The organism is Streptomyces sp. NPDC042201 (assembly GCF_055582185.1).
This window is the reverse complement of record NZ_JBVJDS010000004.1, coordinates 378,160-389,615: the sequence shown is the minus strand read 5'-3', so window position 1 is coordinate 389,615 and position 11,456 is coordinate 378,160. Positions and strand designations below refer to the sequence as shown.

General features: G+C 70.6%; 10 protein-coding genes. 6 read left to right on the top strand and 4 right to left on the bottom strand.

The features are described from left to right. Nucleotides 1-47: 47 nt before the first annotated feature. On the bottom strand, nt 48-1,166 hold the full coding sequence (locus tag ACZ6MZ_RS12180; RefSeq protein WP_384334678.1) for a SchA/CurD-like domain-containing protein: 1,119 nt from the start codon (nt 1,164-1,166) through the stop codon (nt 48-50). A 193-nt stretch (nt 1,167-1,359) separates the two neighbouring features. Between ACZ6MZ_RS12180 and ACZ6MZ_RS12175 the strand changes: the two genes are divergently transcribed. From ACZ6MZ_RS12175 to dhaK, 5 genes are all read left to right on the top strand, one after another. After that, a complete protein-coding gene (locus tag ACZ6MZ_RS12175) occupies nt 1,360-3,072 on the top strand; it encodes an FAD-dependent oxidoreductase (RefSeq protein WP_389788123.1) in 1,713 nt (570 codons plus the stop codon). A 91-nt stretch (nt 3,073-3,163) separates the two neighbouring features. Then, a complete protein-coding gene (locus tag ACZ6MZ_RS12170) occupies nt 3,164-4,024 on the top strand; it encodes a class II fructose-bisphosphate aldolase (RefSeq protein WP_389788122.1) in 861 nt (286 codons plus the stop codon). Nucleotides 4,025-4,028: 4 nt separating this feature from the next. Beyond that, nucleotides 4,029-4,820, top strand: coding sequence for an HAD-IA family hydrolase (locus ACZ6MZ_RS12165; RefSeq protein ID WP_469351409.1), 792 nt, complete (start codon nt 4,029-4,031; stop codon nt 4,818-4,820). 36 nt (nt 4,821-4,856) lie between these two features. Continuing rightward, nucleotides 4,857-5,513 carry a dihydroxyacetone kinase subunit DhaL gene (dhaL, locus tag ACZ6MZ_RS12160; RefSeq protein ID WP_469351408.1) on the top strand — a complete coding sequence of 219 codons (657 nt, stop codon included), beginning with the start codon at nt 4,857-4,859 and terminating at the stop codon, nt 5,511-5,513. Between the two features lie 96 nt (nt 5,514-5,609). After that, nucleotides 5,610-6,605, top strand: a complete 996-nt coding sequence (gene dhaK, locus ACZ6MZ_RS12155) for a dihydroxyacetone kinase subunit DhaK (protein WP_469351406.1) — start codon at nt 5,610-5,612, stop codon at nt 6,603-6,605. 50 nt (nt 6,606-6,655) lie between these two features. Here the strand turns inward: dhaK and ACZ6MZ_RS12150 are convergent, their stop codons facing one another. After that, entirely contained in the window at nt 6,656-7,501 is an 846-nt protein-coding gene (locus ACZ6MZ_RS12150) for a response regulator (protein ID WP_469351404.1), read from the bottom strand. Between the two features lie 106 nt (nt 7,502-7,607). On the opposite strand from ACZ6MZ_RS12150, the gene ACZ6MZ_RS12145 reads away from it, so the two are divergent. Beyond that, entirely contained in the window at nt 7,608-9,260 is a 1,653-nt protein-coding gene (locus ACZ6MZ_RS12145) for a sensor histidine kinase (protein WP_469351402.1), read from the top strand. Between the two features lie 16 nt (nt 9,261-9,276). On the opposite strand, the gene ACZ6MZ_RS12140 is transcribed toward ACZ6MZ_RS12145, so the two are convergent. Both ACZ6MZ_RS12140 and ACZ6MZ_RS12135 read right to left on the bottom strand, forming a co-directional pair. Continuing rightward, nucleotides 9,277-10,338 carry a FecCD family ABC transporter permease gene (locus tag ACZ6MZ_RS12140; protein ID WP_389788108.1) on the bottom strand — a complete coding sequence of 354 codons (1,062 nt, stop codon included), beginning with the start codon at nt 10,336-10,338 and terminating at the stop codon, nt 9,277-9,279. Then, entirely contained in the window at nt 10,335-11,450 is a 1,116-nt protein-coding gene (locus ACZ6MZ_RS12135) for a FecCD family ABC transporter permease (protein WP_389788105.1), read from the bottom strand. The genes ACZ6MZ_RS12140 and ACZ6MZ_RS12135 overlap by 4 nt, the downstream gene beginning before the upstream one ends. Nucleotides 11,451-11,456: the final 6 nt, after the last annotated feature.

Genomic DNA, 11,456 nt, shown 5'->3' with positions numbered 1-11,456 from the left:
TGTGCGAAGGACGTGGTGCGCGAGCCCCCGTGGTGGAGACGCGGAGGTCAGGACTCCTGTGCCTGCCGGTCGGTGATCAGGCTCATCTCGGAGCGCACGAGGAACCGGGCGATCTCCTCGTCGCTCGCCGGCAGGCCGTCCGCGTCGCTGTCGAGCAGCCGCGACAGCACGGTTGCCTTGCGGGGGCCGTCGACGCCGAGGGTCAGAGCGGGCCGCGCGTCGACCGGGCCGGTCATCTCGATGAGCCGGACGACGATGTCGTCCCGCTGGAAGATGGTGCTGCTGTCGATGGGGCTCGTGGGGTCGTCGGCCGCTGTCTCGTCCTGATCGGCGAGCAGCCGGGCCAGCGCCATTCCGCAGCCCTGCTTGGCCGGGTAGAACAGCGCGTGCCGCTGGACTCCCGCAGGGGTGTGCCCGCCCGCCGCCACGTGGTGCACCATCGGCAGAGCGGCCCGGGTGAAGAACATCCGGGCGGAGTCGGGGTCGGAGAGGTCCCGGTCCTGCTCCAGATACGGGTTGATGGACTCCTCCACGGCCCTGACCTCGGGCTGCCTGGCCACATGGCGCAGCGCCGCCAGGAGGTCACCCTCGACCTCGACCGCCCGTACGACGCGGTTTCCGTGCATGAAGAGCGAGGTGCGGCGCAGCCGGGTGTTCTCGTCGACCTGCGCGTTGGGGGAGCTGTACCCGGCGAGGATTTTCGCGACGACGTCCTCGCTGCCCGGTTTGACGGTGAAAGTGAGGGCGTGCCGGACCACCCCATCCCCCAGACGGGGAGAGGCCTGAAGGCGGCCCTTGACCGACTCGGAGGCGCTGGCGCTGACGTTTCCGGTCTCCCGCAGAACGCTGTAGCGCAGCGACCGGGTGTCCCGTACGCAGGCGTGCAGCGGCTGGACCATCTGCACGTGTTCCTCGCTGTTGACCCAGGCGAGGAAGGGCGGTGCGCTCTCCCATTCGCTGGTGATGAGCCACTGCGAGGGGTTTTCGATCGACTGGCACAGCTGGTCGCTGAGGTGTCCGGGGACGGAGGCCACCTGCTTGCGCAGGTGCTCGTACGCCTCGAGGAACTGCTTCTGGGCACCGTCGTACAGGTCCAGGAGCAGTACCACCCGAAGCCTGGAGCCGTCGAAGGCAGACTGCGAGATCCGTTCCGACAATGCTGTCATTTTCCACACTCCTTCGAGGCGGCGCGGCGGCCACGTCCGGTGGGCTGCCGTCAGCCGTCAGTCGTCACTGCGATCGGAGCGGGTCGCACACCCCGTGGATATGCGTGGCTTGCCCCCCAGTTGCGCGGGTGTCGCTCCTGGAATCGATCGTGGGCTGCTGGTAGGGGTGGCGCGAGATGTGGGAACCAAGCGGGTGAATGGGCGTCCGAAGCGGTCCTGCCGGGGGCATGGAAACCTCATCCCCGCAGGACGCCGAGCTCGGGAGCACCTCATGAACACACACGTCGACCACCGCGTACCGGTCCTCATCGTGGGCGGCTCCCTGGTGGGCCTGTCCGCCTCCCTGTTCCTGGGCCGGCTCGGCATCAGGCACCTGCTGGTCGAGAAACACGCGGCCACCTCGACACACCCACGCGGCCGCGGGAACAACGTGCGCACGATGGAGCTGTTCCGCACGGCGGGCGTGGAGCCGCTGATCCGGGAGGCCGCGTCGGTCCTCGCCGACAACCACGGCATCCTGCAGGCGGGTTCGCTGACCGGCGACGACCAGGAATGGCTGTTCAAGGAGATCGACCCCGGTGGCGCGCTCGCGCGCTTCAGCCCGAGCGGCTGGTGCCTGTGCAGTCAGAACGATCTGGAGCCCGTGCTGCTGGCCCAGGCCCGCAAGCACGTGGGCGACCTGCGGTTCGCCACCGAAATGCTCTCCTTCGAGCAGGACGCGACGGGCGTGCGCGCGGTCGTGAAGAACCGGGAGACGGGGGAGGACACCACCGTGCTCGCGGACTATCTCATCGCGGCCGACGGGCCCCGCAGTCCCGTCAGGGAACAGCTCCGTATCGGCCAGACGGGCTCCGGCGACCTGTTCCACAACGTGAGCGTCACCTTCCGTTCCGAGGGGCTCGCGCAGGTGCTGGGCGACCGTCGCTTCATCGTGTGCTACCTGACCAACCCCGAAGCGGACGGCGCTCTGCTGCCGGTCGACAACCGGGAGAAGTGGGTGTTCCACCTGCCGTGGCAGCCCGACCGGGGCGAGACCCTGGAGGACTTCACCGACGAGCGGTGCGCGGAGCACATCCGCAGGGCGACCGGCGTACCCGGCCTCGATGTCGAGATCACCGGCAAGGCGCCGTGGCACGCGGCCGAACGGGTCGCGGAGCGCTACTCGACCGGCCGGGTCTTCCTCGCGGGGGACTCCGCCCACGAGATGTCACCCACCGGCGCGTTCGGCTCCAACACCGGCATCCAGGACGCGCACAACCTCGCCTGGAAGCTCGCCGCCGTGCTGGGCGGTTCGGCCGGCCCCGGCCTGCTGGAGACGTACGACGCGGAGCGCCGGCCGGTGGCCCGGGCGACGAGCGAGCGCGCCTCGGCACGCTCCGGGGAACACAGCCACCCGGGGTACGCCGCCGCGCCCGGCGTGGGCGGGGGGAAGCAGGGCGGGATGCTCTCGGTGGCCATGGGCTACCGCTACGCCCGTGGCGCGGTGGTGGGGGTCGACCCCGCACTGCCCGTCGTGCCCGAGCGGATGCGGCTGACGGGCGACCCCGGCACCCGGGCACCGCACCTGTGGGTCCGTGAACGCGACGTGCGCAAGTCCACCCTGGATCTCTACGAGCGGTCCTTCGTCCTGCTCAGCGGCGCCGAGGGCGCGCCCTGGCGCTCGGCGGCGAAGCGCGTCGCGGACCGGCTCTCCCTCCGCCTCGATGTCTACGGCGTCGGCGCGGGACCGGACGCCGATCTGGTGACCGAGGACGGCGCCGACTGGGCCGAGGCCCACGGCACGACCGCCGAAGGCGCCGTACTGGTGCGTCCCGACGGCTTCGTGGCCTGGCGGTCGGCGGGGGCCGTGCCCGACCCGGAAGTGGCCCTCCACGACGTCATGACCTCGGTGCTGTGCCGGGCCTGAGGGCCGCCGCCCGACCGGCGCTTTCCCGACCGGCGCCGCATGGTTGCCTGAGCCCGATCCGATTCGGGCGAGTCCGATCCCAGGAGTCCCCGTGCCTGTCGTGCCGCTGACCGACATCCTGTCCGACGCTTTCGAAAAGCGTTACGGCGTGCCGGCCATCAATGTGTTCAACGACCTCACCATGGAGGCGGTTCTCGCGGCCGCCGTGGAGAAATCCTCGCCACTGATCGTGCAGACGTCCGTCAAGACGGTCAGATCGATCGGCAGCGACGTGCTCCATACGATGTGGACGTCGATGACGGCCGGTATCGAGGTGCCCGTCTCCCTGCATCTGGACCACTGTCCCGAGCGCGCGGTCATCACCGAGTGCCTGGACCGGGGCTGGAACTCCGTGCTGTTCGACGCCTCGCGGCTGCCGGTGGAGGAGAACATGCGGCAGACCGTCGAGGTCGTCGCCGAGGCCCGCCGGTACGGCGCCCACGTGGAGGGCGAGATCGAGTCCATCACGGGGGTCGAGGACGACATCGGCAGCGACAGCGCGGCCGCCCAGAAGGACCTGGACGTGGCTCTGGAGTTCCTCAGGACGACCCACGTCGACGTCTTCGCGCCCGCCATCGGAAACGCTCACGGAACCTACAAGCGAACGCCGGTACTCGATTTCGACCGGGTTTCCGACATCGTGGCGGCGTACCCCCTGCCGATCGCCCTCCATGGCGGCAGCGGTCTGTCCGACGAGCAGTTCCGCGATCTCATCTCCCGGGGGTGCGCGAAGGTCAATATCTCGACCGCGCTCAAGGAGAAGTTCATGAAGTCGAACCTGGCTTTCCTGGAATCGGCCGCGGAGAGACAGAAATGGGATCCGCCCTCCCTGTTCCGGTCCGTCCGCCAGGATGTCATCGACATGACCGGCTCGCTCATGACGACCTTCGGCAGCGCCGGCCGGGCCGGGTGAGACCGTGCCCGCTCTCGTCTTCGACTGCGACGGCGTCCTCGCCGACACCGAGCGCTACGGGCATCTGCCCGCGTTCAACCGGACCTTCGAGGAATTCGGCCTGCCCGTGCGGTGGAGCGACAGCGACTATGCCGAGAAGCTGAAGGTCGGTGGCGGCAAGGAGCGGATGAAGACGCTTCTCACCCCGGAGTTCATCGCCGAAGCGGGGTTGCCCACCGAGCCCGGCGCGCTCGACGAGCAGGTCGCCCGGTGGCACCGGCGCAAGACCGAGATCTATCAGGCGATCATCGCGGGCGGCGCCATTCCGCCCCGGCCCGGTGTACGGCGAGTCGCCGCGGAGGCCGACGCCGCCGGGTGGACCCTGGCCGTCGCCTCGACCTCGGCCGAGCCGTCCGTACGCAGTGTGCTCGAACTCGCCGCGGGCCCGGAACTCGCCGCGCGTTTCAGTGTGTTCGCCGGCGACATCGTCCCGCGCAAGAAGCCGGCGCCGGACATCTACGAGTACGCCGTGGACCACCTCGGGCTCGACCCCGCGGCCGTGGTCGTGATCGAGGACAGCCGGAACGGGCTGCGTGCGGCGCTGGACGCGGGCCTGGGATGCGCCGTCACGACCAGTGCGTACACCCGGCAGGAGGACTTCACCGGCGCGCTGCTGGTCGTGTCGTCGCTGGGCGACCCAGGACCGGAGGAGACCACCACGGAGGTGCTGAGCGACCCGCTCGGCGCCGACCCGCGTCCCTTCGTCCGGCTCGCCGACCTCGCGTTCCTGCTCACCGGCGCACCCCGCCCGCACTGACGTCACGCCGGTCAGGAGAGTCCAGTCAGGAGAGACATGCCATCGACACCAGCCAGTGATCTCGAGTTCGTCGTCAGAACCATCGCCCAGACCTCGGTCGACAACGAGCGCGCGTTCTCCGACCTCGACGCCGTCGTGGGCGACGGGGACTTCGGATACTCGCTCGCGCGGGGCTTCGAGATCGTTCTCGCGGACTGGAACTCGTTCGACCGCAGCTCCCCGTCGGCGTTCCTGAAGCAGGTGGCCCTGGTCATCTCCAAGCGGGTGGGCGGGACCTCGGGGCCGCTGTGGGGCACCGCGTTCCTCCGGGCGGCCGGAGCCGTCAGCGACCGGGCCGAACTGAACGCCGGGGACGCGGTCGCCATGCTGCGCGCCGCCGCCGAGGGCATCAAGAAGCGAGGCAGGTCCGATCTCGGCGACAAGACGCTGCTGGACGCGCTGATCCCGATGACCGACGCGCTGGAGAAAGAGGCGCACACCGGCGCCGGCGACCCGGCGAATCGCTCCGCCGGCCTGGCCAGGGTCGCGGCGTCGGCCGCCCGCACCGCCGCCGACGCGACCACCCCGATGCGGGCCATGCGCGGCAGGCCGAGCTACACCGGCGAGCGCAGCATCGGCTCCCCGGACGCCGGAGCCGTGGCGGTCGCGGTCATGGCGGAACGCGTCGCCGACGCATGGGCCGCACGCAGCTGACCCGCCCCACCGACCGAGCCAGGACCGAGTCCGTCGCCACGCCGCAACGCCGAGAACCATCCCCGCGCCGCAACGCCGAGAACCAGGAGCGACCGTATGAAGAAGTTCGTCAACGACCCGAAGAACTTCGTCCCGGAGATGCTGCAGGGGCTGGCCCTGGCCAACCCCGACACCCTCCGGTACGTCCCCGAGTACAACCTGATCATGCGCGCCGACGCCCCACGCCCGGACAAGGTCTCCCTCGTCCAGGGATCGGGATCAGGGCACGAGCCGGCCCATGTCATGTCCGTCGGCAAGGGAATGATCGACGCCGCCTGCCCGGGTGACATCTTCTCCGCGCCGCCCACCGACTACGTCTACGAGACCGTCAAGCTGGTCGCGTCCCCCAAGGGCGTCCTGCTGCTGGTCAACAACTACACGGGCGACCGCATGGCCTTCGAGATGGCCGAGGAGCTCTCGGAGGCCGACGGTCTCACCGTCCGTACGCTCTTCATCGACGACGACGTGTCCGTACAGGACTCCACCTACACGGTCGGCCGGCGCGGGGTGGCCGGCAACTTCTTCGTGATGAAGGCCGCCGGCGCCGCCGCGGAACGCGGCGCCGACCTCGACGAGGTGTACCGGATCGGCGAGAAGGTCAACTCCGTCACCCGCACCATGGGCATGGCGCTCACGGCGTGCACTCCGCCGGCCAAGGGATCCCCGCTGTTCGACCTGCCCGACGACGAGATCGAGATGGGCGTGGGCATCCATGGCGAGCCGGGCCGGCGCCGCGAGAAGCTCCAGCCCGCGGAGGGGATCGTGCGGGAACTCGTCACCGCCGTCGTCGACGACCTGCCGTTCACCTCGGGCGACGGCGTCGCCCTCATGGTCAACGGCCTCGGCGGCACCCCGATCGGTGAGCTCTACCTGGTGTACGGGCTGGCCCACAAGCAGCTCGCCGACCGCGGCATCGAGGTACGCCGCAGCTACGTCGGCGAATACTGCACCTCGCTCGACATGGCCGGCGCCTCCATCACCCTGGTCCGGCTGGACGACGAGATCTCGGACCTGCTCGCGGACCCCGCCGAGACCCCGATCCGCGTCTTCTGACCGGGTGGGAACCGGGGCCCGCGCCGCCCGGCCCGCACCGCCGGGCGGTGTCAGCGCCTCGGCGGCTTGACCGCCGTTTCGAGGAAGAACGCGTCGATGCTCCGTACGGCCTGGATGAAATCGTCCAGATTGAGCGGCTTGATGACATAGGCGTTCGCGTGCTGGTGATACGCGGAGCGCACGTCGTCCGGGGCGCCCGAGGTGGTCAGGACCACGACCGGGATGGTCAGCAGCTGCGGATCGTCCTTGAGCACGGTCAGCAGTTCCCGGCCGTTCATGCGCGGCATGTTCAGGTCGAGCACGATCAGGTCCGGGCGGGGCTTCTCGGCGTCCCGCAGGTACTCCAGCGCCGCCACACCGTCCTCGGCCTGGTTGATGGAGCGGGCCATCCCGTGTTCCTGCAGGGCTTCCTCGATGAGCAGGGCGTCGGCTGGGTCGTCTTCCACCAGCAGGACGTCATAGGAGTGGCTGAGGCTGTTCATGGGGGAGTTCCTGCTCTCTTGCGGGGGTATGGGGCGCGCGGGGGGTGTGGCGGTGAAGACGAGCCCCGGCCATCGCCGCCGGGCTCCTTGGCGGGTGATGTGCCAGGCGTCGCCGAGCTGCGGATAGCCGGCTCCCGCCCGTGCGGCCTGTTCGGCTTCGGTCCGTGCCTGGCGCTCCACGGCACGATTGAGGTGCATGAGGATGCGCAAGCGGGCGAGAGAGCCGGCCACGGCCTCGCCCGGATCACCGGCCCCATCGCCGCCCGCGGGCTTCGGTGACCCGTCCCGTGGGCCCGGGACGGGCACGTCGAAGACCTGGTCGGCGAGCCGGTGGGTAAGGTCGTCGACCGCGAGGACCGTCATCCGGTCGATGTCTTCCTCGCTGAACTGGGAGGACAAGTCGTTCCGGCGCATGGCCACAATGTAGACGCATCCCCCTCGACAACAACAGTTGTCGAAGAGAGTACGCTGACGCCGTCGTGGTCAGGCCGGTGGTGGCCTCCGACTCCAGGAGCGAACAGTGAGCGTCCCCGCACCCGCACACCGTCCGACCCCGGATGCGGCGCCCGCCCGCCGCCCGGACGAGGACACGACCGCTCCGGCTCAGGCGCCCACGCGTGGCACCAGCCGGTGGACGGGCCGGTGGACGACGCGGCGGTGGCTCACGACGGGAGTCTGTGTCTCTCTCCTCCTGCTCACCGTGCTCTCCGCCCTCGGCGCCTGGGTCCTGACGCACTCCACGCAGATCAACACCCGCCTGGTGGACCACAGCTCGCCCGCGCTCATCGCGTCCGTACGACTGGAATCGGCGCTGGTCAACCAGGAGACCGGGGTCCGGGGCTACGAACTCACCGGGGACAGCGCGTTTCTGGAGCCCTACCGCTCCGGGCTGCGTGACCAGACCAGAGCCGGCGCCACCCTCCGGCAGGCGCTCGGGGACGACCGCCGCTCGGCCGCCGACCTCGACCTGGTCCTGGCACGGGCCGACTCCTGGCGCGCGCAGTACGTCCGCCCCATCGTCACCGCCCCGGCCGGCCGCCCCGTACCGGCGGATCCCGCCCGAGCGCTCGCGAGCAAGGCATCCTTCGACTCGCTGCGCACCGCGCTCGTCACACAGCAGCGGCACCTGGAGACGGAGCGCGCCACGGCCCGTGCCGATCTCCAAGGGGTCAGGACCCTGCGCAACTGGGTGTTCTCCACCATTGCCGTGCTCATCCTCGCCCTGCCAGGGATGATCTTCATCGGCTTGCGGCGCGGCATCACCACCCCGCTGGAACAGCTCTCCCGTGACGCGCGGCTGGTCGCGCACGGCGACTTCACCAGGCCCGTCACCAGCGAGGGCCCGGCCGATGTGCGGAAACTCGCGGACGATGTCGACGCCATGCGCCGGCGGCTCGTGGACGAGCTCTCCTTCACCGAGGATGCCCGTACGCGCCTCGACGAGCAGGCCGCCGACCTGCGCCGCTCGAACGCCGAACTGGAGCAGTTCGCCTACGTCGCCTCCCACGATCTCCAGGAACCCCTGCGGAAGGTCGCGAGCTTCTGTCAGCTCCTCCAGCGGCGCTACGCGGAACAGCTCGACGAGCGAGCCGGCCAGTACATCCACTTCGCGGTGGACGGCGCCACACGGATGCAGACCCTCATCAATGACCTTCTGGACTTCTCCCGTGTCGGCCGGATGCACAACCAGACCGCCACCGTCGACCTTCAGGAGACCTTCGACCGGACGGTCGACTCGCTCAGCATCGCCATCGAGGACGCGGACGCCCGGATCTCCCACGACGCCCTGCCGGTCCTCACGGGCGATGCCACCCAGCTGAGCATGCTGGTGCAGAACCTGCTGGGCAACGCCGTCAAGTTCCGTGACCCCGAGCGCCCCCTGCGGATCCACCTCGGGGCCGAACGCCGGGGCGACACCTGGCACTTCTCCGTCACCGACAGCGGCATAGGAATCGAGCCCGAGCACGCGGAGCGGGTCTTCATCATCTTCCAGCGGCTGCACACCCGTGAGACGTACGGCGGGAACGGTATCGGCCTGGCCGTGTGCAAGAAGATCGTGGAGTTCCACGGCGGAACGATCGCCGTGGACCCGCACCACGCCCCCGGCGCCCGGATCACCTTCACCCTCCCCGCGCTCGACATCCCCGCTCAGGCGCCGGCCCCTCAGGCCTGACGCGGGATCACCGGCGTCAGGCCGGGGCGCTCCGCCTCTCCCTCGACAGCAGCCACAGCAGGTAGACGCCGCCGAGGGCTCCGGTCACCAGTCCCACGGGGATCTGGAAGGGGGCCAGGAGGCGCTGGGCGAGCAGGTCGGCCGTGGCGAGGAGGAGTGCGCCCGTGACCATGGCCGATCCGACCGGAGCGCCGGGGGAGCGGGCGATCCTGCGCGCGAGCTGAGGGGCCGCCAGGGCGAGGAAGCCGATGGGCCCCGCGACGGCGATGGCCGCGCCGGCCAGGGCGACGCCGAGCAGCAGCGTGAGGGCGCGGATCCGCGGGACGTTCACCCCGAGGGCGCCCGCGGTGTCGTCCCCCATCTCCATCAGTCTCAGCGGTCTGCCCACAGCCAGCGCCGCCGCGGCGAGGACGGGCAGGGCGATCACCAGGGGGGTGATCTGGGGCCAGGAGATGGCGTTGAGGCTGCCGAAGGTCCAGGCCTTGGCGCTTTCCGCGGACTCCAGATCGGCCCGGGTGATGAGGTAGTCGTTGACCGAGGCGAGCATGGCACCGATGGCGATGCCGGCGAGGACCAGCCGGCTGCCGGAGACACCGCGCGGTGCGGTGAATCCGTACACGGCCGCCGCGGTGACCAGGCCGCCGAGGACCGAGCCCGCGCCGACGCCCAGTCCGGCCGTGCCGCCGCCGGCCAGGATGACGACGAGCGCGCCGCTGGTGGAGCCGGTGGTGAACCCGATGACGTCCGGGCTGCCGAGCGGGTTGCGCGACAGGCTCTGGAACAGCGCGCCCGACAGACCGAGGGCCGCTCCGACCAGGAGCGCCGCGCAGACGCGCGGCAGCCGCTGGCCGACGACGATGAAGCGGTCGGTGCCTGACCCGCCCCCGGTGAGCACGTCGACGATCTGCGCCGCACCGATCCGGTACGTACCGGTGAACATGGTGAGCACCCAGACCGCCGCGCAGCCCAGCAACAGGACCGCCACGACGACGGCGGCCCGCCCCGAGCAGCGCAGCGTGATCCCTCCCGGCAGCCGCAGCACCCGGGCCGGGGCGGCGGAACGACGCGGTGTGTTCACGTCTGGACCCGCCCGCGCCTGACGACCAGCCACAGCAGCGCCGGGGCCCCGATGAAGGCGGTGACGATACCGACCTCGATCTCACCGGGGCGGGCGATCACCCGGCCCGCGATGTCGCTGACGAGCAGCAGGATCGCGCCGCCCGGCAGGGAGAACGCCAGCAGCCAGCGGAGGTCGGGGCCGAGCATCAGCCGCAGGACGTGCGGGACGACCAGTCCGACGAACGCGATCGGCCCGGCGGCGGCGGTCGAGGCGCCGCACAGCAGCATGATCGAGAGGAAGCCCGCCGCACGTACCCAGGGCACTCTGAGCCCGAGCGCCGTGCCGACGTCGTCGCCCAGCGCCAGGGCGTTCAGGGACGGGCCGAGCACGAGCGCGATCACCGCTCCGGCGACAACGAAGGGGACGATGGCGGTGAGGGCTTCCGTACCCCGGTTCTCCAGCGCTCCCACCACCCAGAAGCGATAGGAGTCGAAGGCCGCGGTGTTGAACATGGTGAGGATGCCGGTACCGGCCCCGAGACTCGCCGACAGCGCCGCACCCGCCAGCACGAGCCGGGTGTGGTGGTGGGACCTCGTGGCGCCCGAAGTGAGCGCGAAGACGAGCAGGGCGGCCAGGACGGCTCCGGCGAACGCGAACCAGATGTAGCCGGACACGCCGGTGACGCCGAATCCGGCGATGGCGATCACCACCGCGAAGGACGCGCCGGAGTTGACGCCCACGATGCCCGGCTCGGCGAGGGGGTTACGGGTGAGGGCCTGCATGACCACACCGGCCACGGCCAGCGCCGCCCCGACGAGGACGGCCAGGGCGGTACGGGGCATCCGCAACTGCCGGACGATGATGGCCTCCGCGCTCCCGTCGTCCTGGAACAGGACGCGCCATACGGTCCCCAGCGGCACGCTCCGGGCGCCGACGCCCAGGCTGACCAGGACGAGCAGTACGACGATGCCGAGGCAGACCACCAGGACCGCGAGCCGGTTCCCGCCCCGGAGCCGGCCGGTCCGCGGCGTGCCGGGCCGCCGGCCGCCGGGGGACGGCGGCGGATGCGCGGAATCCCCGCCTCCGGATATGTGATCTATCGCATGACTGTCATACCTACTCGTCGACACTTAGGG

Bases quoted from the DNA above. Each gene is read 5' to 3' on its own strand.
- ACZ6MZ_RS12180 (WP_384334678.1), bottom strand. From the start codon at position 1,166: ATGACAGCATTGTCGGAACGGATCTCGCAGTCTGCCTTCGACGGCTCC.
- dhaL (WP_469351408.1), top strand. From the start codon at position 4,857: ATGCCATCGACACCAGCCAGTGATCTCGAGTTCGTCGTCAGAACCATC.
- dhaK (WP_469351406.1), top strand. From the start codon at position 5,610: ATGAAGAAGTTCGTCAACGACCCGAAGAACTTCGTCCCGGAGATGCTG.
- ACZ6MZ_RS12150 (WP_469351404.1), bottom strand. From the start codon at position 7,501: ATGCGCCGGAACGACTTGTCCTCCCAGTTCAGCGAGGAAGACATCGAC.